The sequence below is a fragment of the Chitinophaga pendula genome, from assembly GCF_020386615.1.
Classification (GTDB): Bacteria; Bacteroidota; Bacteroidia; order Chitinophagales; family Chitinophagaceae; genus Chitinophaga; species Chitinophaga pendula.
This window is the reverse complement of sequence record NZ_CP077769.1, coordinates 479,559-502,913: the sequence shown is the minus strand read 5'-3', so window position 1 is coordinate 502,913 and position 23,355 is coordinate 479,559. Positions and strand designations below refer to the sequence as shown.

The 23,355-nt window shown below is 50.5% G+C and carries 18 protein-coding genes and 2 tRNA genes; 10 read left to right on the top strand and 10 right to left on the bottom strand.

Annotation, left to right across the window (positions count from 1 at the left end; translation table 11 throughout):
• Window positions 1-825: a tautomerase family protein gene (locus KTO58_RS02000; RefSeq protein ID WP_095840986.1), complete on the top strand. Its 825-nt coding sequence runs from the start codon at window positions 1-3 to the stop codon at window positions 823-825.
• Window positions 826-994: 169 nt separating this feature from the next.
• On the opposite strand, the gene KTO58_RS01995 is transcribed toward KTO58_RS02000, so the two are convergent.
• The 3 genes from KTO58_RS01995 to KTO58_RS01985 form a co-directional block, all read right to left on the bottom strand.
• Window positions 995-2,392, bottom strand: coding sequence for a RagB/SusD family nutrient uptake outer membrane protein (locus KTO58_RS01995; RefSeq protein WP_095840987.1), 1,398 nt, complete (start codon window positions 2,390-2,392; stop codon window positions 995-997).
• A gap of 27 nt (window positions 2,393-2,419) precedes the next feature.
• Window positions 2,420-5,539, bottom strand: coding sequence for a SusC/RagA family TonB-linked outer membrane protein (locus tag KTO58_RS01990; RefSeq protein ID WP_225860015.1), 3,120 nt, complete (start codon window positions 5,537-5,539; stop codon window positions 2,420-2,422).
• A 242-nt stretch (window positions 5,540-5,781) separates the two neighbouring features.
• A complete protein-coding gene (locus KTO58_RS01985; RefSeq protein WP_095840989.1) occupies window positions 5,782-8,703 on the bottom strand; it encodes a triple tyrosine motif-containing protein in 2,922 nt (973 codons plus the stop codon).
• Window positions 8,704-8,984: 281 nt separating this feature from the next.
• On the opposite strand from KTO58_RS01985, the gene KTO58_RS01980 reads away from it, so the two are divergent.
• The 5 genes from KTO58_RS01980 (at window position 8,985) to KTO58_RS01960 (ending at window position 13,196) form a co-directional block, all read left to right on the top strand.
• Window positions 8,985-9,932 carry a YeiH family protein gene (locus KTO58_RS01980; RefSeq protein WP_095840990.1) on the top strand — a complete coding sequence of 316 codons (948 nt, stop codon included), beginning with the start codon at window positions 8,985-8,987 and terminating at the stop codon, window positions 9,930-9,932.
• 145 nt (window positions 9,933-10,077) lie between these two features.
• On the top strand, window positions 10,078-10,929 hold the full coding sequence (locus tag KTO58_RS01975) for a class I SAM-dependent methyltransferase (protein ID WP_095840991.1): 852 nt from the start codon (window positions 10,078-10,080) through the stop codon (window positions 10,927-10,929).
• A gap of 18 nt (window positions 10,930-10,947) precedes the next feature.
• The gene (locus KTO58_RS01970; RefSeq protein ID WP_095840992.1) at window positions 10,948-11,463 is read left to right on the top strand and encodes a DinB family protein; all 516 of its coding nucleotides are present in this window, start codon (window positions 10,948-10,950) and stop codon (window positions 11,461-11,463) included.
• A 9-nt stretch (window positions 11,464-11,472) separates the two neighbouring features.
• On the top strand, window positions 11,473-12,174 hold the full coding sequence (locus tag KTO58_RS01965) for a type 1 glutamine amidotransferase (protein ID WP_095840993.1): 702 nt from the start codon (window positions 11,473-11,475) through the stop codon (window positions 12,172-12,174).
• 44 nt (window positions 12,175-12,218) lie between these two features.
• Complete coding sequence (locus tag KTO58_RS01960; protein WP_095840994.1) at window positions 12,219-13,196, top strand: YpdA family putative bacillithiol disulfide reductase; 978 nt, start codon at window positions 12,219-12,221, stop codon at window positions 13,194-13,196.
• Window positions 13,197-13,270: 74 nt separating this feature from the next.
• On the opposite strand, the gene murB is transcribed toward KTO58_RS01960, so the two are convergent.
• Complete coding sequence (gene murB / locus KTO58_RS01955; protein WP_095840995.1) at window positions 13,271-14,287, bottom strand: UDP-N-acetylmuramate dehydrogenase; 1,017 nt, start codon at window positions 14,285-14,287, stop codon at window positions 13,271-13,273.
• A 49-nt stretch (window positions 14,288-14,336) separates the two neighbouring features.
• Here murB and KTO58_RS01950 point away from each other — a divergent pair, with 49 nt between their 5' ends.
• A complete protein-coding gene (locus tag KTO58_RS01950) occupies window positions 14,337-15,023 on the top strand; it encodes an oxidoreductase (protein WP_095840996.1) in 687 nt (228 codons plus the stop codon).
• A gap of 21 nt (window positions 15,024-15,044) precedes the next feature.
• A complete protein-coding gene (locus tag KTO58_RS01945; RefSeq protein WP_095840997.1) occupies window positions 15,045-17,015 on the top strand; it encodes a DUF3857 domain-containing protein in 1,971 nt (656 codons plus the stop codon).
• A 9-nt stretch (window positions 17,016-17,024) separates the two neighbouring features.
• Here KTO58_RS01945 and priA read toward each other — a convergent pair whose 3' ends face one another.
• The 3 genes from priA to KTO58_RS01930 form a co-directional block, all read right to left on the bottom strand.
• Window positions 17,025-19,469 carry a replication restart helicase PriA gene (priA, locus tag KTO58_RS01940; protein ID WP_095840998.1) on the bottom strand — a complete coding sequence of 815 codons (2,445 nt, stop codon included), beginning with the start codon at window positions 19,467-19,469 and terminating at the stop codon, window positions 17,025-17,027.
• A complete protein-coding gene (locus KTO58_RS01935) occupies window positions 19,466-20,251 on the bottom strand; it encodes a lysophospholipid acyltransferase family protein (protein WP_095840999.1) in 786 nt (261 codons plus the stop codon). Before KTO58_RS01935 ends, priA begins: the two co-directional genes overlap by 4 nt.
• 87 nt (window positions 20,252-20,338) lie before the next feature.
• A complete protein-coding gene (locus tag KTO58_RS01930; protein WP_157753250.1) occupies window positions 20,339-20,791 on the bottom strand; it encodes a DUF4258 domain-containing protein in 453 nt (150 codons plus the stop codon).
• 81 nt (window positions 20,792-20,872) lie between these two features.
• Here KTO58_RS01930 and mtaB point away from each other — a divergent pair, with 81 nt between their 5' ends.
• Window positions 20,873-22,150, top strand: a complete 1,278-nt coding sequence (gene mtaB / locus KTO58_RS01925; RefSeq protein WP_095841001.1) for a tRNA (N(6)-L-threonylcarbamoyladenosine(37)-C(2))-methylthiotransferase MtaB — start codon at window positions 20,873-20,875, stop codon at window positions 22,148-22,150.
• Window positions 22,135-22,413 carry a hypothetical protein gene (locus KTO58_RS01920; protein WP_157753252.1) on the top strand — a complete coding sequence of 93 codons (279 nt, stop codon included), beginning with the start codon at window positions 22,135-22,137 and terminating at the stop codon, window positions 22,411-22,413. The genes mtaB and KTO58_RS01920 overlap by 16 nt, the downstream gene beginning before the upstream one ends.
• Window positions 22,414-22,675: 262 nt before the next feature.
• Here KTO58_RS01920 and KTO58_RS01915 read toward each other — a convergent pair.
• From KTO58_RS01915 to KTO58_RS01905, 3 genes are all read right to left on the bottom strand, one after another.
• A tRNA-Val gene (locus KTO58_RS01915) sits at window positions 22,676-22,750 on the bottom strand.
• A 48-nt stretch (window positions 22,751-22,798) separates the two neighbouring features.
• A tRNA-Val gene (locus tag KTO58_RS01910) sits at window positions 22,799-22,873 on the bottom strand.
• A 132-nt stretch (window positions 22,874-23,005) separates the two neighbouring features.
• The gene (locus tag KTO58_RS01905; protein WP_095841003.1) at window positions 23,006-23,350 is read right to left on the bottom strand and encodes a hypothetical protein; all 345 of its coding nucleotides are present in this window, start codon (window positions 23,348-23,350) and stop codon (window positions 23,006-23,008) included.
• Between the last annotated feature and the right edge of the window lie 5 nt (window positions 23,351-23,355).

The window sequence follows — 23,355 nt, the reverse complement described above, 5'->3', positions numbered from 1 at the left end:
TTGAAACACATCGCTTACCTGTCACTACTGCTGCTCACCGCAGCTTGTCAAACATCAGACAACAAAACTCCTAAACACAAGAATGCACCTGCCGTAACACCAAAAACACCAGCCACCACTCACGATACGCATGCACTGCCCGCCGTGATAAAAGGCGAACGGATCGACGGCCCCGCCAACATCCGCTCCTCCGCTACCGGCCCTGTCCTCTTCTCCCTCGACGACAACGTCCTGGTAGAATGCACCAACGCCCAAAAAGGATGGTACCAGGTCGGACTCAACGTTGACCTCTCAAAAAATGAAGCCGCTAATCAACTGATCAAGGCCGGCAGTATACTGAAAGTAAAAGGCAAACCTGTCGGCAAAGCCCTGAAAAACCTGAAAGCATACGCCGCCAGCAGCAACGAAGGTACCTTCGCCACCATCGATGGCTTTACACAGGTGAATAACATCAAGTCCGCTTCTATCATAGAAACAGCCTTGACCAGCTTCCTCACCCGGGAACACAGCCGCACCTTCGCCGCCACACAGCCCTTTATCAAACAGTTCGCACTCGAAAAAGAACAACAACAGTTCGCCCCCTTCACCATTTACTTCAATTATGAAAATGCGATCGACGATCCGTCTCCATTATATCGCTTAGCACTCGTCTTCCGGAATAACATGCTCCTGGGAATAGTACATACCCGGCCCATAAATATCAAAGAGGCCACCGTCAACCGCCTGGACCGTGGATTCGAAGTCAGCTGGTTACCGGGTAGCGATAAAAAACAACAAAACGAATTCGCAAAAGCATTCAACTTATTCATCAATGCAGTGGACTGATCTCATGCCGGAATACAAAAAGCCGCCCTTTTACCGGGCGGCTTTTTATTGACTTTCAATTAGTTAATAATCTGCCTGCGCTTATCTTATAGGTCCTCTGTAGATCCCCTGTAGGTCCCCTGTATCGCTTCCTTAAGCATTACTTAAGTCAGCTGGATAAACATGGATATTAATAACCGGTATTCTGTGGGTTCAGATTCGGATTCAGATCGATCTCAAACGTCGGCACCGGGAACAGTATATGGAAATCCTTAATATTTGTCGTGCCTTTTGCTTTTAAGGTAGATACCAGCTTACCAGTGCGCACAAGATCAAACCAGCGCTGTCCCTCAAAACAAAGCTCCAGGCGTCGCTCATTCAGGATCGCATCCCGCAGCTGTGCCTGCGTAAGGCCCGCCAGGTCAGGCAAACCTGACCGCTTACGGATACTGTTCACCGCTTTGTAAGCTTCATTACCGTCTACCGGAGCATTCACCTCATTATAAGCCTCCGCATACGTCAATACCACCTCTGCATATCGCATCAGCGGATAGTTATTGTCAGACTGGTTCTCCGTACGCGCATCCGCATCTATCCACTTATTACAGTAGTATTTGTTGTCAGTACCCTTGGTAAAGAATACCGCCTTCCTGCGGTCAGCCGGATCAAAACTGTCATACAACTCCTGTGTCGGCTGGAAAGAACCGAAACCGCGCCCGCCTACAGCATTATTCTCCTGAGCGAAAAATGCAATCAGGTTACCTCCCAGGCCCGCAGGACCACTTACGAACTGCACATCGAAGATCGCTTCCTTGCCAAACTCATTTTTAATGTCAAATACATCCAGGTAATTGTCCCACAACCCATATCCAAACTCCGGACGCATCACCTCCGCCGCTTTCGCCAGCGCCTGCGGATACTGTTTAAGCGTCAAATATACGCTGGCCAGGAAAGCCTTGGCAGCACCTTGTGTCGCCCGACCCTGATCAGCACCGGTATAAGAGATCGGCAAACCCGCCTCCGCATCCGTGAAGTCTTTGATGATCTGCTGGTACACCTGGTCCTTCGGATCCCTTCGCGGATAAGTCAGCTGGTTCAGCGATGCCAACGCAGTCGTCATCAACGGCAGATCACCGAATAACCGCACCAGGTGAAAGTAATAGAAGCCTCTCAGGAACTTGGCCTCCGCAATAAGCCGCTTCTTCAACCCCTCTTCCATATCAATACCAGGCACCTTGTCGATCACGAAATTACAGTTGGATACCCCTACATAGAAGTCCTGCCAGGTTTCCCGCAAGATTAGGTTCTGAGGCCCATGGGTATAGTTATCCAGCTGCACACGGTCGTTGTTGTTCGGCAACGGGAACATATTATCAGTAGTGATCTCACCTAATATGGCATAGTTACGTGCCACAAACCCGTTGAGCCGCACTGGTGCATATGCCGCCGTAACACCAGCTATAGCATCACTTCTCGTCTTGTAGAAGTTTTCAGGAGAAATAAAGGACTGCGGATTTTCATCCAGTTTGGAGCAGGCAGAGAGGCCGAGTAACAGCGACAATCCTGCTATATATAGCGTCTTTTTCATTACGTTTCTTTTTTGCTGATACTTAGTTTATAAACCGATGTTAAGGCCCACCAGGAAGGTTTTAGCAGCAGGGTAACTACCATAGTCGGTACCCTGGCTCAGTGTCTCCTGGGCAAAACGGCTTACCTCAGGATCATAACCGGAATAGTTGGTGAACGTAAGCAGGTTTTGAGCACTTACATATATCTTGGCATTCACCAGCCCCGCACGCTTCAGCCAGGATGCCGGGAAGTTATATCCCAACTGTATATTCCGCAGACGGATATAAGAACCGTCTTCTACCTGGCGGCTGGTCACCTGGTAAGGTTGTCCGTTGGAAGAAGCCCTCGGGATCTCATTACTATGATTAGTAGCACTCCAGCGGTCACGAACAGTTCCCAGCTGGTTGCTCACACCTGTCAGCGATTCCAGCTCGAAACGGTTCAGATTGAAAATACTGTTCCCCTGCACACCCTGAAAGAAAACATTCAGGTCAAAGCCCTTATAGGAGAAGTTGTTGGTAAATCCAAAAGTATAGTCAGGCTGTGCATGCCCCAGGATCACACGGTCATTAGCGTTGATCACCCCGTCGCCGTTCATGTCTTTAAAGCGACGCTCTCCGGGCTTCGCACTCTTCTGCGCAGATGCTGCGATCTCCTCCTTGCTCTGGAAAATACCGTCTGTTACCAGTCCGTAAAACACACCTACCGGCTGTCCTACACGCAGGATACCAGAGTTCCCTAACTGCAGGTGCCCGCTCGCTCCACCGGAAGGCACATCCTTAGCACCTCCCAGGTCCGTGATCTCATTGTGGTTGTACGCCACATTGAAACTGGTCGTCCAGGTAAACTTGCCCTGGAAGTTAGTCGTGTTGATGCCCAGCTCTATCCCTTCGTTTTTCACCTTCCCGATATTTTGTAAAGAATTATAATAACCGGAAGTGATCGGCAACGCCACATTGTACAGCAGGTCACGCGTACGTTTCTGGTACCAGTCCGCCGTGATCTGTATGCGATCGCGCAACAGACCGATATCCAAACCGATGTCCGCCTGCCCCGTCGTCTCCCACTTCAGGTTCGGATTGCCAATACGGTTAGGAGCATACCCTACCGACAGCACATTGCCAAAGGCATAGTTCTGCGCCGAAAGACTACCCAGCGACTGGTATTGACCAATCTCCTGGTTACCGGTCAGACCATAACTCACACGCAGTTTCAACTCACTGATAGCCGACACACCTCGCATGAACGGCTCTTTTGACGCTCTCCATGCAAATGATCCGGAAGGAAAGAATGCATTCTTATTACCGGTACCAAACCTGGAAGATCCATCCAGACGTCCTGTCAACGTAAGCAGGTATTTCTCCATCAGGTCGTAATTGATACGTCCGATGAAAGATCGCAACGTCCAGTCGTTTTTGTTGGAAGCGCCGGTATTGGTCTGCTGGGCCGTACCCAGGTTGTTAGGCCCCAGGATATCGTTGGCAAAGTTCTGCGCGTTCGCCCGCACATCTTCGAAATTAGCCTGCTGGAAAGTATAACCTGCCAGCACATTGATCTTATGTATATTATTGAATGTCTTACGGTAGGACAGGGTATTTTCATTCAGCCACTCCGCATATTGCGAGTTGTAGATAGAGGCCGTACCATTCGCCGCCAGACCGGCATATACCGTCCTCGGCAGGTAAAAGGTATTCTTATTATAGTTGATGTTGGCGCCAAACAAAGTTTTGAAGCTCAGCCCTTCGATGATCTTATATTCACCGGAGATATTACCCAGTATACGGGTGATGACCGTATTATTGATCGTCTCACGCGCCAAAGCCACCGGGTTGCTGATAATGATACCACCTGTACGGTTATAGAGCGTATAGGTGCCGTCCGCATTGTATACCGGAACAGTGGGCGAGAAATTAAGCGCACCATATACCACACCGGCGCCAGCACCACCATCACCGTCCGTATTAACCGCTTTCCCCTTACTCCGGGTCGCCGTAAAACTGGTACTGAGCCGGAAACGGTCGTTCACATGCTGATCCAGGTTCACCCGCACCGATCCACGGCTGTAGCCAGTATTAATGATAATACCTTGCTGATCGAAGTAGTTACCCGATACCGCATATTGCGTTTTGTCATTACCACCGGAAAATGTCAGCTGGTAGTTCTGAATTGGCGCTTCACGGAATATCTCATCCTGCCAGTCCGTCCCCTTACCTAATGCGGCGATCTGCGCATCAGTAAATGCCGGGGCTTTCGGAAATCCTGGGTTGCCCACATTGTCGTTATTCACATTGGCAATACCTTCATTCACCATTTTTGCAAATGCTGTTGCATCCAGCAGGTCCAGTTTCTTCCGCAACTTTTGCACACCATAGTAACTTTCAAACTGGATATTATTACGTCCCGCCTTCCCGCGTTTGGTCGTGATGATGATCACCCCGTTGGCACCGCGGGAACCATAGATCGCCGTCGCAGAAGCGTCTTTCAGGATCTCCATCGACTCGATGTCATTCGGGTTAATAGAAGGCCCGCTTTCATTATACAATGGATAACCATCCACTACATACAACGGCTCATTACCACCTTGTATAGAGTTACCGCCGCGTATACGGATAGTAATACCACCGCCGGGCGAATTGGAGGCATTAGACACTTTCACGCCCGCAGCCCGACCTTCCAGCGCTTGTGATAAAGAGGCTACAGGTACTGCCTTAATGTCTTTCGATGATATCGAAGAGATAGAACCGGTGATGTCACTTTTACGTACCGTACCATATCCCACTACCACCACCTGGTCAAGCGATTTTTCAGAGGGCTGTAATGTCACATTGACGGAAACGTTTGCACCAACTGGCAGCTCTTGGGTAGTGTACCCCACATAAGAAAAAATTAAGGTAGCATTACCGCCGGAAACATTGATAGTATACTTACCATCATTATTGGTCGCCGTACCGGTAGAAGTACCCTTAACCCGGACTACCACACCGACAAAGGGCGCCCCCTTTTCATCTTTTACCACTCCGCTTACCGGATGAGTTTGCGCAGATAACCGGTGAGCCATAAAAAAGTTGCCCAACAGGATAACCGCCACTAACAGCTGTCGCAGCAACAGCATATCGTGCCCCTTACCCCCTTCCGGGTAACCATGAGGTGAAATTGTTTTGATCATAACGATTTGTCTTAACGTTTAAATTGTACGTGGATAAGTATGCTGGTTTGTGTGAAGATTTAAGAGCCCTGCGGAACAGTTTTAGATACAGGACGGGAAAGATACATGCCTGACTTTTATCCGCACATTCGCCCGGCACTACTTTTACCCTACAACAGATAAAATATACTTTCCTGCAAACGTTTGCACCCCTACGGAACCTCTACATGGTTATTATAATTAAATAATAATCAATTAGTTATTTACTTAGCAACAGAGGGGTGATTTTTGGGTAAATGTGTGAGAAAATCCGCCAGATTCGTATCCGGCATCAACTGCAATTTCTTGCGTAAACGATAACGCGCAATCTCTACAGCCTTAATAGTTATATTCAACAACTGTGCAATTTCTTTAGTAGATAAATTCATTCGCAGATAAGCGCATAACTTCAAATCATTCGCCGTCAACTCAGGATAAGCCGCCCGCAGCGTATTAAAAAAATCTGCATTCACATTATTAAAATGTATCGCAAACTGATCCCAGTCCTCATTACTCTTCTCCACCTCCCGTATCAATTTCAACAAATTCTTAAACGCCGGCGTATTATCCCCGATCACATCCTTCTTCATCAACCCCGTCACCATCTCCCGGATACGTGTCAATACCTCCCCCCGCTGCACCAGGTTGATCGTCATCGTCAACAACTCCCGGTTCTTAAAGTTAATATCCGTCTCCAGCTTTTGGTTCTTCAGCTCCACCAGCTCCTTCTCCGCCCGATCCATCTCCAACTGATGCAAATACTGCAATTGTAGCTGCGCTGCCTCGTGTTTTCGCTGTTGCCATTGCAACACGATATAAATTGCAACACATAACAGGCAAAAGTAAAAAGCATACATCCAGTAACTATTATACCACGCCCGGCCTATCACAAAAGCATAACTCACCGGTCCTGATACCTCGCCCAAATTATTACGCGCCCTCACCCGGAAAGTATACCTGCCGGGCGACAAATTCGTATAATCCTTCTCCGTCTTCGATGTCCAACCCGACCACTCCGGATCAAACCCTTCCAGCCGGTAACTGAACTCCGTCCGCAATGCTTGCTCCGGCAACGTCGAAGAAAACTCAAAATGTAACGCATTCATCCCCGCCTTCAACCTCACCACATCCGCCAACTTATGAAAGGGAACCACCTTGCCGTCATCCACCGCATAGCCGTCAAACAAGGTACTGTCCCGCTCCCCGGATACCTTCACCTGCCCCAAGAACACCTGCGGCGGCCTCGTCTGCAACAGATACTGCTTATAATTCAGATGAATAATTCCCTTGTTGGCCGCCAGTAATATGTTCTCCTCATTCCAGGAATAGATCGACTCGTAACCGGCAAGCACCCGCCCCTGCAACTCCGGGAACCATATCCGCCGGAAACGCTCTTTCCCTTCCACATGCTCATAATCGATCACCCCTATCTTCCGCTCCGTCAAAAACCAGATATTACCGCCCCCATCTTCATGCAGATATTGCAGCCGTATCCCCTTAAACGCGGGTGACAAGCTGGCAGAGGGCGCAAACTTATGAGTTGCTCCACTGTACTCATACACACCGTCAATAGTCGCCGCCACGATCCTGTTCTTAATACGGAAAATATAATTACCATTGTCAGCAGGCAGACCGTCCTGTTTACCCAACAACTGTGTTTGTTCGATCTTCGTATAATCCGCCGACAACCGGATACGGTAAATCCCCCGGTTCGGATGAGAAGCCCAGATCACTGGCTCATGATCATCCAGCGCCAGGAATCGTAACGACTCCGGCAGCCCCTCTATCACTCCCTTATCCAAAAACCGGCCGCCTTCGAACTGCAACAGACGCAAACCGGTATAAGTGCCGGCCAGTATCCTGGAAGCCGGAAATACCTGCGAAGTAGGCCGGAATAACCAAGTGCCGGTCGTATTGTACAACCGCAAAGCACTATTCCCATTCACCTGCAGACTGCCATCTTCATGTCCTACTAGCAACTGGTTATTGATCTCATCCAGGTTCCATACCTGCCCCGTCGTATTCGCCACTTCCGTAAATGCCCCGTCCATCTTACCCAGATCCCCCTTACTGACATCTACCGGTGCTACATACAACCCATTCGATGTGCCTATATACAACCGCTGCTGGAAAATACGGCTGGTATATCCCGTGATCTGCTGCTTGTCCGGATAAATATACCGGATCGCACTGTTCAGCAACACCTGGTCTATACCATCATCCAATCCTACCCAAAGGTTTCGCCGCTGATCCAGGAACAGGCTCCGCACATTGTTCTTCTGCATCCCCTCCTGGTTAGAATAACGCTGCACGATCCTCCCCTCCCTGTCGATACAAAGCACACCAGCAGCATTAGTACCCAATGCTAACCGGCTCGGATCGATCTGCAGCACACTATACAACCTGTCATGTGACAGCAACACATCCGCTGCCGTCTTTTTAGGAGTAAGGGTATTATGATGTAACAGGAAAAGGCCTTTCTTTAAAGTCGCCAGCAATAAAGTGTCTTTACCATAGGGCAATATAGCGGTAACAGCCGTTTCATTCAGTACCGTATCCTGGCATACCGGCTGCCATACCCCATTGTCATACCGCACCAACCCCTTGTGGTACTCCTGGGCATAAAGCTGCTGATGCACCTCCCCAAGGAATTCCCACTTCGTCTGCGGACGATATATCCGGATAGCACCGTCTTTCAGATGAATGATCTTATCCCGCGTACGGAAAAGTACCTGGTCTTTCAGTAATACGATATTCCAGATGTCGGCAAACTTCCGGTCAGCAGGTGCCAACAGCTGATTCAGGGAATGATAGATCAACCTCCCTTCCGCATCCGGAAAAAAATAACCGATCTCACTCTGCCCTCCAACATAAATACGCCCGTCATCACTGATCTTTAAGGACCGGATCACCGTCTGGTTGGGCAATTGGTAACGTTTCCAGAAATGGCCGTCAAAAGTGAGCAGCCCCTCGCTGTTACCGAAATACATTACGCCACTCCGCCCCTCTCCTACAGCCCAGTTCTGTACACCGGCCTTATAATCGATACTATGATAGTTATTGATCGGTGGCAATGCCAGATGCATTTGCCCCTTACTGACCGTACAGACTAACAGGGAGAAAAAAATAACCCATACTGACTTCATCACACAATGCAGATTTGATTGATATGGCAGAAAAAACTCGTCATTGACATATACACAGGTTTCACCAATACTTTAAAAACTTGTACGATACTACTTACCGATATTGGTCTATCCGTTCTTCATAAGTGTTCCCCTGGCCGTGTCCGCTTGGAATAGTTGATTCCTGGCGCTAAATATACACAATACCCCTCATTACTTTTGGTTATTAGCGATTACATTATACCATTTGACAGACGCCTCGCTCCTCCTGAACTTTGCAGCAGTAAAATTTTTCTTTTCTTATGTCTGTCAAAAAAATAACTGCTACCCACGGCCTGGCGGCCTACATTTTCCCGGCCCTTGCCATCCTCTGCCTCAGCCCCGCTGTTACGCCGCCGGTAGCACTATTCCTGGGTGTCATTACCGCACATACTATCGGCAATCCATATACGGTATTTACGACAAAGGCCACCCATTGGTTGCTGCAAGGTGCCGTGATCTGCCTGGGATTTGGCATGAATGCAGCCACTGCCTGGCAGGCAGGTCAACAGGGTTTCGGACTGACCTTCGCCAGTATCTGCGGTACCCTCGCTGCTGGCTGGCTGCTAGGCAAATGCCTCCGCGCCGATAACGTGATTTCCTGCCTCATCTCCTGCGGCACTGCCATCTGCGGCGGCAGCGCCATCGCGGCCATCGCACCCGTCGTAAAAGCGGGCGAACGCCCCGTCGCCATCGCCCTGGGCACCGTATTCCTCCTCAATGCCGCCGCTTTGTTCATATTCCCGCCCATAGGCCACTGGCTAGACCTCAGCCAAACCCAGTTCGGACTCTGGAGCGCCATCGCTATCCACGACACCAGCGCCGTAGTAGGCGCCGCCAGCAAATATGGCCCCGAAGCACTGCAAATCGCCACCACCGTCAAACTCGCCCGCGCCTTGTGGATCATCCCCGTCGCCATCGCCATAGCCTGGCAACAAAAAACCGGCGCCGGCAACGTAAAGATCCCCTGGTTCATCGCCGGCTTCCTGGGCGCCATCCTGCTCAACACCTGCCTCCCCCAACTGCAGCCTGCCGTCCCCTACCTTCACCACGCCGCCCACAGCGCCCTCGCTCTCACCTTGTTCTTCATCGGTACCCAGCTCTCCCTCCCTCAACTCCGCCTAGCCGGCTGGCAACCCCTCCTCCAGGGCATACTCCTCTGGATATTGATCAGTACCGCATCCCTGATTACCATCCTGCAATTTTCCTGATCATATCCCGGGCTATTTCTTATCTTTAGGAAGATTGAAAAACCTCCGGCCCGGAATACCGGTATAGCATACCGTACCTCCCCGGTATTCCGCCATTACTCCCCCGCCCGACTAAAGCTGTTATTTACCGCTATCATGTTGTTTTATGAAATGGTTAAGACGCTGCCGCGCTATTGATCTTGCTTTCTTCCGTGCATTGGAACATGAACGTACCGCCCACCAGCGAATGCTGGCAGATCCTTATGCCAAATCCTTCCTGCCCTTTCACCGCAGATGCCTGGTATGGCTCTCGCGCCTGCCCCTGCTTCGCTACAGCATCCTCTACTACCTCGATATCCGCTGGCCGGGTGCATGCAGCGCCTGCATCGCCAGGACCAGGCTGATCGACAACATGACCCTCAACGCCATCCGCCATGGCGGCGTCAACCAGGTCATGATCATCGGTGGTGGCTACGATTGCCGCCCCCAACGCCTCCAATCCGGCAAACGCCCCTTCTTCATAGAAGTAGACCACGCCCGCCTCCAGCATCCCAAAAAAAAACTGCTCAATCGCCTCAAAGGACACCCCGGCACTGTAGATTATATTCCCATCGACCTGCATACACAATCCCCGGAAGAAGTAGTCCCTCCCCTCGTACAACAACAGCATTACAAAACCTTGTTCATCTGCGAAGCCATCCCCAACGTACAAGCCATCCGCAGCACCTTCCAGTATATCCGGCAGTTCCCACCGGGTACCCGCATGATATTTACCTATGTAGACCGCCACACCTCCGGCAATCCCGGTATGTTTTTTGGCGTACCTAATACAGATGAAGACCGCATAGCGGGCTTCCTGCCGGAAGAGGTCCGGACATTCCTCCGGGAATTTAATATGGACCTCCTCTACGACGTGGATGCTCCTACCTATCGCAGACATTGTTTCGGCACACTCTCCGCTCCGCAAAAAAGACAGGTAGCTCCACGCGTAGCGCTGGCACAGGTAAAAGGATCGTGAACAGCAAAACAATGGATCATGTCTACAACATTATCACAGCTCCAGGAAGCCCTGGACAATAACACCCGCCTCTTCCTCGATATCTTGGATACCATCTCTCCCGAACGAATCCACCAACGTCCGCCCCAAAGCGACTGGAGCATCATGGAATGCGCAGAACATGTCATGATGATAGAAGAAGATATCGCCAACACATTACATGGCCCCGTAAGACCCATAGCAAACAGGGCCCCGGATAGTAAATTACCCCAGATACAGGCCTCCCTGCTCGAATTCACCCAGCGCCTGCGCGTAGTCCGCCCCGTCAGACCCGAAGATAACCACCCCGACATCCGCACCTTCAGCGAAGCATTCCGCCACAACCGTAACAAAATAAAAGCCGCCCTCGCAGATGGCAACCTCGACGACGAATGCACCGGACACGAACATCCCATATTCGGAATGCTCACTAAGAAAGAATGGGCATATTTCCTTATCTTTCACACGGAACGGCATCTGCAACAGATCAATCGGCTCGAGACGCTGTTATCCTGACGATAACATATGACTATACACTACTTTCAACATGTGCCCTTTGAAGACCCGGGCTGTATCATCGATTGGGCAACACAAAAACAATATCAACTCAAAGCCACCCACTGGTATGATCAACCCACCGTACCAGACATCTCCGGTATAGACCTGCTCATCATCATGGGAGGCCCTATGAGCGTACACGATCAGGCAAAATATCCCTGGTTATCCATCGAAAAAGAACTCATCGCCGCCACCATCCGGGCTGGCAAACCAGCACTGGGCATCTGCCTCGGCGCACAACTCATCGCCGACGTATTGGGCGCCGCCGTACGCCCGCATACCCATAAAGAAATTGGCTGGTTCCCGGTGAGCTTCAGCACCATCGGCCTGCCCACACTCAAGCAGGTATTCCCCGAAGCACAAAATGTATTCCACTGGCATGGCGATACCTTCGCCATCCCTGACAAAGCGGTCCTCTTCGCCAGCACGCCCATCTGCTCCAACCAGGCATTCATCTACCAGGATCGCGTCGTAGGCCTGCAGTTCCATCTCGAAGTAACCAGCATCACCTTGGAAAAAATGATCTCCCACGGCCTCGACGACCTCACACCGGCTCCCTATATACAATATGCGTCCGAAATGCTGGAACAACAGGCGCTCATCCCGGCATGCAATGCCACCATGTTCCGACTCCTCGACCAACTGGCTGCATTGGCACAACCCGCCTGACTGGTAACATAGCAATTTGCCCGTTACCCGTTATCTTTGCCCTTATGGACCAGGAAATATTAGATATATTGATAGTAGGTGGCGGCCCCATCGGCCTCGCCTGCGCACTCACCGCTCAACAGGCAGGACTTTCTTATCTGATCGTGGAAAAAGGTTGCCTGGTAAATTCGCTGTATAATTATCCGCTTAACATGACCTTCTTCTCCACCTCCGAAAGATTGGAGATAGGCGGTATACCTTTCGTCTCCAATAATCCCAAACCTACCCGGCCGGAAGCACTGGAATACTATCGCCGCGTAGCCACTTCCCGCGAGCTGCATACCCGCCTCTTCGAAACCGTACAACAGATCACACCCACCCCCGCAGGATATACCGTACAGACCGACAAAACCACCTACCAGGCGCGTCATGTCATCATAGCCACCGGCTTCTACGATATCCCCAACCTGCTACAAGTGCCGGGAGAAGACCAGCCCAAAGTAAGACACTACTACCGCGACCCGCACTTCTATGCCATGCAGGACGTACTCGTCGTAGGCGCCAACAACTCAGCCGTCGACGCCGCCCTCGAAACCTATCGCAAAGGCGCCCGCGTAACCATGGTCATCCGCGAAAGCCAGATAGGCCCACGCGTAAAATATTGGGTCAAACCGGATATAGAAAACAGGATCAAAGAAGGAACCATCAAAGCCTACTTCCACTCCTCCGTCGCAGCCATACGACCACACGAAGTAGATATCAACACCCCCGATGGCATCGTCACCGTACCCAACGACTTCGTTATCGCTATGACAGGCTACCAACCCAACTTCTCCTTCCTCGAAAAAGCTGGCGTACAACTGTCAGCCGATGCCAAACGCTGCCCGGTATACAACCCGGACACCATGGAAACAAATAGGCAGGGAATATACCTCGCAGGTGTAGTATGCGGAGGAATGGACACACACCTCTGGTTCATCGAGAACTCTCGGGAACATGCAGATAAGATCATCAAAGATATCCTGCAGAAAAAGACCGCCTGATCAGTTGAGATATATGGTGTAAACTTAATTTCGCTACTTGCTTAAGTCACCTGTAGCTATTGGGTAGCCTTACGTTATAAAATGTTCACCTCCCTTTCCAGCTGCACACCGAAGCGCTCCTGCACACTATCTAGTACCCGCTGCGACAAGTTGTATATGTCCGCACCGGCAGCATGTCCATAGTTGACCAATACCAGCGCCTGTTTGGCATGTACACCGGCATCGCCTTCGCGGTAACCTTTCCAGCCACATTGCTCTATCAACCATCCCGCCGCCAGCTTATACTGCCCTTGAGGCGCAGGATATGCCGCCAATGCAGGAAACTCCGCCTTCAACGCATGGTATTTCGCAGCATCCACCGTCGGGTTCTTGAAAAAACTACCAGCATTGCCGATCTCTTTGGGATTGGGCAACTTCGAACTGCGGATGTTGATCACCGCCTGGCTGATCGCCTGGATAGACAATGCCTGCACATTCATACGTTTCAACTCCTCCTCGATAGCACCATAACTGGTATTGAAATGAGGAGTACGGCTCAATTTGAAAATAACGGATAATATAACGAACTGACCTTTATACTGCCTTTTGAAAACACTCTCCCGGTAACCAAAACCACAGGCGGCATTGTCAAACGTCACCACCGCCCGATCCTGCAAATGATACGCGTCCAGCGAATGGAATGTATCCTTTATCTCCACCCCATAAGCGCCAATGTTCTGCATAGGACTGGCGCCTACATTACCGGGTATCAGCGACAGGTTCTCCAGCCCGGCCAGGTTATGAGCAATACAATACTGTACGAACGCATGCCAGCTCTCTCCGGCCCCTGCCTTTACATACACCGCATCCCCTTCCTCCCGGATGATTTCAATGCCTTTCAGCTCGTTTTTAAGCACCAGCGCATCCACATCACGGGTGAACAACAGGTTGCTGCCACCTCCCAGGATCATCCGGGAATAAGGCTGCCAGCGCGCATCCTGTAAGAGGGTCTGTAACTCATCGGTGGAACTGAAAGAAGCAAAATAACGTGCTTTCGCATCTATCCCGAACGTATTATAGGGCCGGAGGCCGACATTTTCTGATACCTGCATAACTACCCGTAATGGCTTATCTTTAATTATTGAACAAAGATAAGCAACCGTGCATAACATACCGAGCTCACAAACAGCGATCATCATCGGTGCCACCGGCCTGACCGGTAGCTTCCTCACCTCTAGGCTGCTACAGGAGCGGCAATACGCCAATATCCGGGTGCTGGTTCGCCAACCCGATCTGCATCCCCGGCAAGGACTGGAGATCGTTATCGTCGATTTCGAAAATGAGCCGGCACTGGCAGCTGCCATGAAAGGCGCCGACGTAGTATTCTGCTGCATAGGTACCACCATCCGCAAAGCAGGCAGCCAGGCCAATTTCAGAAAAGTAGACTACGACATTCCCGTTCGCTGCGCACGCATCGCCCGCGAACAGGGCATACAACAATTCCTCCTCATGTCCTCCATCGGCGCCAATGCCAATACCAGGAACTTTTACCTGCGTACCAAAGGAGAAGCCGAACAGGCACTACTATCCACCGGCATCCCCGCCGTACATATCTTCCGCCCCTCCGTATTACTGGGCCCTCGCAAAGAATTCCGCCTGGGAGAAACAGTAGGACAGCTACTAATACAGGTGTTCTATTTCCTGCTCCAGGGCAGCTGGCGTAAGTATCGCGCCATCAAAGCGGCCACTGTAGCGCAAGCCATGATAAACGCAGCGGCAAAACAGGAAACAGGCCCGCATATCTATGAATCAGATGCCATCCAGCAACTGGGACTGTATACCAAATAAACGCCTACCTTTAACGTCCATATGAAAAAGATTCTTCTGCTGGCAGCCTGTAGTATGCTGGTATGCATTAGCAGCACCAAGGCACAGATCAATAATTACCTGAAAGATACCTGGCAGGAAAACGCCACTTTAGACAATATAGCTCCTCCCATGGGGCAACAACCGTCTTACATCATCGTATCCAATATCATCGCTCGGGATTTCAACCTCCCTTCCTCCTTGCAATATGCCGGAGTAGCCCATCTGAAAACATTCTACAGAAGGATACATATCAATACCACCGCTGGCGCCGACAGCCTTACACAACTGGTGCTACCCATAGAAGCAGACGAGAAGTTCCACTACATACAAGCCAGGTCCATCTATCCCGATGGACACAGCAACCCACTTAAAATGGAACCGGCTACCATGACCGATGGCCGAAAAGCAATCGTCCTCCTCACCCCGCAACTGCAAGCAGGCTGCCAGGTCGAATACGACCTCACCGTCAAAGTCTATGACAGCTACAATGGCATCGATCAGCTACAGTCCGCACATCCCTGCCAGTCCGCCACTTTCATCCTGAGAGCTCCTGCCAAACAGCAGTTCCGCATACAGTATTATAATAGCGCCGAACAGATCAACACCGTCGAAGAAAACAATGTGAGAGTATATATAGGCTCCTTCAAAAATATACCGCCCATCAGCGCCAGCAGCCTTTATTTCCCCACACCGCACCTCCTGAGCGTCGGCTTCGCCCTCTATAAGGAAGATAAGAACGCCACACCGCTCACCTGGCAACAATGGGGCGAACAGGCCTTTATCCAATATGTCAACACCGACCGCTTCGAAGTAAAACGCCTCGAAAAAGAATTGGACAAATGGCCCTTCCTCCGTCAGCGAATGCCCCTGCCCGCCCTGATATACCAGGTAGAACACCAGCTGAAAACACAATATCCCATCTCCGCCTCCGACGAAGAAGGTCCCGTAGATATCGCCACCATGCTACGCAGCAAAGCCACCACCCCCTATGGCATGATACGCCTGATGGCTTCCGTTTACTATGCCCTGGGCATCCGCTGCCAGCTGCTCTTCACCAGCGCAAGAGACGAAATGCCCATAGATACCGGCTTACTCGTACCCAAACTGGCTCACAATGTACTGCTGTACTTCCCCGATGTGAAGCTGGCATTGGCTCCCACGGAACCTAATACACGCTTTCCATTCATACCCCCCATGTGGGGCAACATCCCGGGCGTTCGTACCCGCGACACATTGATCAACAACCAGAGCAAAATACTAACTGATATCATCAACACCCCGCTACCTGATTATACACGCAACAATATCAGCGTGGAAGCGGCATTGCGCCTCAACACCAACACCGACAGCGTTCAGCTGCAATGCACACAGACATTCGGCGGCTATCCCGCTACCACCATCCGGCAGCTAGTAGCCACCCCCAAAGCCGGCAGTAAAGAGGAAATATACGCCTCCCTGCTACCCATCCCTTATGCCGGCAGAGGAGTATACAGCCAGGAAAGTACACAGGACAGCTGGTCCGCCGGCAATATGAATGAACCGGTCACCATACGCACCCGCGCAGCAGCTGCCTCCATGATACAACACAATGGCAAACAACTGCTCATCAAACTCGGAGACCTCCTCACCAACCAGTCTCCTCGCCACGAACTCCTGATGCCACCGCAGGAACTGCCCGTAGAAATGGCCTTCCCCTTCTACCTGGAAAGAAGGATCACCTTCGATATCCCCAATGGATACAAAGTGACCAATCTCTCCTCCCTCAATAAAGACCTGCATGAAGAAGATAATGGCAAACAACTGCTGGGGTATAAAATGAGCTATCGCCAGGAAGACCGGCAACTGCACATCTTCGCCATGGAATGGTACCAGCGCACCAGCTGGGAAGGTAAAAGCAAAGACACCTTCCGCCGCATCATGCAACTGATCAGCGAATTAAAAGCCAGTACCCTGATATTGGAAAAGGAATAACAGAAGAGATTATATAGTATCTACATCCGGAGTGATAATAACGCTCCGGAATTTTTTTTCCGACAGCAGCTGCACAAACATATCCCGCAGCATCATTTTAATCTGTGCGATCACCTTACCATCCCGCGGTAATTTGATCAGCATCTCCTGCAGGTAATAGTTACGCACCCTGGCCACCAGTGGTGCTGCAGGCCCTACCAGCGGCTGCGTCAGCCGCCCCTGGAGCCAATGCCCCAGCACCTGCGCCGCCTGCTCTACAACAGGCTGTTTCTTATGTTTTAACGTGATCTTCAATAACCGTACAAATGGTGGATAGTTGAACTGCTGCCGCTCCGCGATCTCATGCTCATACATGCCCTTATAGTCATGCGCCGTCACATAATGCAGCACCGGATGCTGCGTACGGCTCGCCTGTACCACCACAGACCCTTTACTATGCTTACGGCCCGAACGGCCACTCACCTGCTCCATCAACTGAAAGGCCCGCTCATTCACCCGGAAATCCGGATAGCTCAACAAACTATCCGCACTCAACACACCTACCAGGTTCACATTCTCAAAGTCCAATCCCTTCACCACCATCTGTGTCCCCACCAATATATCCACCTCCTGCTTCTCCAGCAGCTGAATCATCTTATTATGACTGTCCTTGTTACGGACCGCATCCACATCCATACGGGCAATGCGCGCCTCCGGAAACAAGTCCTTCAGGTCCTCCTCTATCTTCTCCGTACCGAAACTCTTCGGCACCAGCGTCTGGCTGCCACAGGCCGCACAGGTATATATGTAAGGGTAACGTGTACCACAATAGTGACAGTGTAATTTGTCCTGGTGACGATGATACGTCAGCGATACATCACATTGCTTACAGTCCGGTATCCAGCCACACGTAGTACATAACAGGAAAGGTGCATATCCCCGCCGGTTCTGGAAAAGGATCACCTGTTTCTTATCTGCCAGGCTTTGTGTAATACGGTCTTTCAATGCCGTGGTAAAGTTGCCTTGCATCGTCTTCTCCGCCGTCTCTTTCTTTACATCCACAATGTCGATCTCCGGCATCTCAATACCACCAAAACGTTCATTCAGCTCCACCAGCCCGTATTTACCCTGCTGTGCATTGTAATACGACTCCAGTGATGGCGTGGCAGATCCCAGCAATACCTTCGCTCCGAAAAGACTGGCATAATAGATCGCTGCATCCCGCGCATGATACCGGGGCGCCGGGTCCTGTTGCTTATAGGAAGTATCGTGCTCCTCATCCAATATGATCAACCCCAGGTCCCGGAATGGTAACAACAGGCTGGAACGCGCACCCAGCAATACTTGTAGTTCGCCGGTCTTTACCTTGTTCCATATCTCCACCCGCTCATTGTTGCTGAACCGGGAATGATAAATACCAATACGGTTACCGAAGTGTTTCTGCAACCGGCGAATGATCTGAGAGGTCAACGCGATCTCCGGCAACAGGTACAATACCTGCCTGCCTGTAGCCGCATACTCCTCGATCATCTTTACATACAGCTGCGTCTTGCCACTGGAAGTAACGCCGTGCAGCAACGTCACTTGCTTATCCTCAAAACACTGCCGGATCGCTGCGAGGCTGGATGCCTGCGCAGGACTTAATATAAAATCAATATCAGCAGTAACCTTCCCGCCTCCCTGTATACGATCCACCGTACGCTCCTCTACCCGGAGTATCTGCTTGTCGACCAACCCGTTTAACTGAGCCGTCGTCGCCCCCGATTTCTTCAACAGCTCCTTCTGTAATACCTCCCCCTGCGTTTTCATCAGGTGCAGGTACGCCAGCAGTAACTCCATCTGTTTGGGTGCCCGCCCTAACTCGTCAAAAAGCGCCGACAAGCGCTCATCATCCTGGTAAGCAGCCTGCAGCTGCACATACTTCTCCTTCTTCTCCTTATATACTTCTTTCAGCTCCTCGTACACCAGGCATACCTTCTTCTCGATCAGCTTTTTGATCACCGAGTATACCTCTGACTTGTCGAGTATCAGCTGTACTTCTTCAATACGTAGCTCCTTACGGATCAGCAACGCCTCCGCAATGAGATATTCATCCTCATCCAGCGCAGTAAAATCCTCTCCGTAAGCATCGTTGAATAATAGCAAGGTCTCGCTCGACAGCTTCAGGTGAGCAGGCAAGGCCGCATTCAGCACCTCGCCTTCCGTACACATGTAATAGTCAGCGATCCACTGCCAGAACTGTAATTGGGTGGGATATAATACCGGCTCTTTATCCAGCACATCCAGGACAGGTTTGGTCTTGTATGCCGGCGCCTGGATATGTACCTGCTTGACAATACCTGCATATTTTTTCTGCTTACCCAATTGCACCGCTACACGCGAACCCGCCTGTATCAGCGACTCCAGGTGTTCCGGCACCGTGTAAGTATATACTTTAGGCAATGCCAGTGGCAATATCACATCGGCATACTTCATCCTACTGGCTGTAAGGTTGGATAGTGATGGTATTTACGCAGCTCGGCTTCCATGAGTTCAAATACCTGCTGCTTGAGGGTGGGAATATCGTCTATCGTCAGCCCCGCTACCGGCACCGGCTGCATATACACAATGCGGCAACGGCCGGGCGTAAGACTGAAAAATCCTTTATCGTGCGGCAAACGCTGCTTACAGTCCAGGTACAATACCGGATGAATAGGTGTCTGCGTTTCTATAGCAATTTTAAAAGCACCGTTGTGAAAGCTGCGCAAAGGTGCTTCCGATTCATTGGTAGTACCTTCCGGAAAGATCAATATAGAAATACCTTCCTTCAGCGCCGCCATCATCTCCCGTACACTCTTGGCGCGCGCGCGCGCATTGGAACGGTCTACAGGCACCACAGAATTACGGTAGATAAATCCGAAGATGGGTATCTTCGACATCTCTACCTTACCTAATGGCCGGAATGGCAAACGCATGATCTTCACCGCCAACGCAGCATCCAGGTAAGACCGGTGATTGACTACAAAAATGCAGGGCTCCTTGAGCGCCCTTACCCCGGGCGCATAAATACGCCGCGTAATGATCCCCACCAGCGGAAACCAAGTGATCGCCCAGAAACGGAGGAAGTAAAAAATAATGTTCCCCCCCTTGTACCTGCCCAGCAGAGAAGCCAGAAAAATAAAAGGCAATATCAGGAACATAATAGCCAGCCACATGATCGTAGCATAAATAACATACAAGGCATGTAACGGCCGTATCAACACATTCTTGAGCTTCATCAATACTATATTGTAAATTGGGCTTGAATCAAGCCGAAAAATAAGCAATTTCCTACAAAGAGTGGCGCCTTCCGTTTATTCCGCGATTTATTTACAGTCACAACTCCAATCCCGCTCCAGGTCTATACAGGTCACTACCTTCGTTTCATGACCACAGACCGCAAAGACTACCCTTAAATGTTGACCATCAGCAGCATATCCCTCCAAAGCATAGGTAGGACAGGGCTTATCCGCCAAGTCAGATTTCTCTTCATTCATCTTACCATTCACCAGGATCGCTTCGATCTCCTCCTTCGTGATCTCCCGGCAATCCATCCGGCAACGCGCATGACGGGTATAAGTCAGCAAAGATTTACGACTCAACCTGGCCCCATTCGCCGCTACCGGAAAATCCCCGCCCGCCCCAACAGGAGCCGGCATCGTCACATGCCGCACAGATGGCCCTGATCCGTCACTGCCCGTGGAACTATGTTGCTTCCATATGAAGAATAATGCTAATGCCAGTAAAACAACCGGCCAGTAACGCTGAAATCTCTGCATACACGTGTAAATCCCTGTAAAATAAAGGAAAAATTCCTTACCAGCCCATGACATAAAAAGTTGCTACCTTTGCCCTCCTTTATGACACAGGAAAAAACAGTTGCTTTTCATACACTGGGCTGCAAGCTGAACTTTTCAGAAACCTCCGCCATCAGCAGGTTACTGGAACAGGATGGCTTTGTGAAGACAGATTTTGACGGACAGGCCGATGTCTATGTCATCAACACCTGCTCCGTTACCGAAAACGCCGACAAAGAATGCCGGCAGCTCGTACGCCGTATACAACGCCGCGCGCCACAAAGCATGGTAGTTATCACCGGTTGCTATGCACAGCTCAAACCCCAGGAGATCGCCTCCATCGAAGGCGTCGACCTCGTACTGGGCGCCGCCGAAAAGTTCAACATCGTGGATCACCTGAAAACACTCACCAAAGGAGACAGCACCAAAATATGCTCCTGCGATATAGAAGAGGTTAACAGCTTCCACTCCTCCTACTCCATCAACGACCGTACCCGCACCTTCCTCAAGGTACAGGACGGATGCGATTATAACTGCTCCTTCTGCACTATCCCCATGGCACGTGGCAAAAGCCGCAGCGACAGCATCGCCAACGTACTGGTCAACGCCCGTACCCTGGCGGCCAACGGCGCCAAAGAGATCGTCCTCACCGGTATCAACCTCGGCGACTTCGGTAAAGGCTTTGAAGGTGGCAAAAAAAGAGAAGAAAGCTTCTTCGAACTCATACAGGCACTAGACGAAATAGAAGGCATAGACCGCTATCGCATCTCCTCCATAGAACCGAACCTGCTCAGCAATGAGATCATCGAATTCGTGGCCAACAGCCGCAAATTCATGCCGCATTTCCACATCCCTTTGCAAAGTGGTAGTAACTATATCCTCGGCCAGATGCGCCGCCGGTACCGCCGCGAACTCTACGCAGAGAAAGTAGCCCTCATCCGCCAGTTCATGCCGCATTGCAGCATCGGCGTAGATGTCATCGTCGGCTTCCCCTCCGAATCCGAAGCATACTTCCGCGAAACATACGACTTCCTCCATCAACTGGATATATCCTACCTGCACGTATTCACCTACTCAGAAAGAGCCAACACACTGGCCCTCGATATTCAACCAGTCGTACCCATACACGTTCGCCATGAACGCAATAAAATGCTGCGCAACCTCAGCCACAAAAAGTCACAGCACTTCGCCGCACAACATATCGGACAAACCCGCAAAGTCCTCTTTGAAGGTCATGTCAAAGACAACATGATGGAAGGGTATACTGACAACTATATCAAAGTCACCACCCCCTTCCGCGAAGAGTGGGTCAACAATATCGTAGATTGGGAGCTGCGCTGAACCGCCTCCCTTTCTCCCCTTACCATTTCACACCACCTTCCTCTACCTATTCGCAATATCCGCTCGACAATGAGCTGGCAACATTCGTCGATGATCCTTCCGTATTCCCGCCAATTTCCATGGAGTGGGACTACCCCTCCGCTATCACCAACGCCGTTATAAACATACGGAAACAGCTACACGGTTTTAACTGCCTATTCGACTCCCTCGGAACACTACATTGCCAGCATATACAAATAAGGGCCTACGCTGCTCTTACCTGACTGCCTCACAGGAGATCATGTTCACCGCACAGGTGATCAGCAGCTGCGGTGAAGGTGGTATCATCAACCGGGAAAAATTAGTATGCAGGGATTCTGAATATCGTTATTGCTGTACAGACTGCGGGGCATATACCAACAGAACCGGGAAACTGCTACGCCAAACCAGCTAAATGTAAACATGATCTTTACACCGGCAACTAGGCTGACTGACAAAAGGCTACAAAACAAAAAAGGCCATGCAATGCATGACCTTTTATTTCTGTGGGAGTTGACGGATTCGAACCATCGACCCTCTGCTTGTAAGGCAGATGCTCTGAACCAGCTGAGCTAAACTCCCTTTCCATTCAGATACTTAACGTATCCGGAAAAGTGACAATCTTTTTCGTGGGAGTTGACGGATTCGAACCATCGACCCTCTGCTTGTAAGGCAGATGCTCTGAACCAGCTGAGCTAAACTCCCGTTTTTCAATTTTCGCCTCAAACCTTTTGTCTGATGGGATTGCAAAGGTAATCACTATTTTTATTTAACCAAATATTTTTTTCATCTCCTGTAAAAAATTCTCACAACACCTACCTCAAACACAATACCAGTCTATTTTTTCTCCAGGTGAAAAATATGTAATAACCGATGCGCCAACGGTGTGAACATCATCGCAGCTACCGTCAGGAATACAATACCACTGTATAATGCATACAACCCCGAGAAGATTTTCGCTGCATTCGTCTCCATCGGATTCACCGGTCCCATCCCCGTCAATATCATCGCTGCATTCAGATACGCATCCACCCAACTTAATGCCGCCAGCCAGTGATACCCTACCGTACCGATCACCATCGACACAACGATCAACAATAAAGCATAAGCACCATACCGTAATAACCGGTGCACAAATTGTCTTCTCGGAAGCAACGGTTGCATTTTATGTTCCAGTCGCATACATC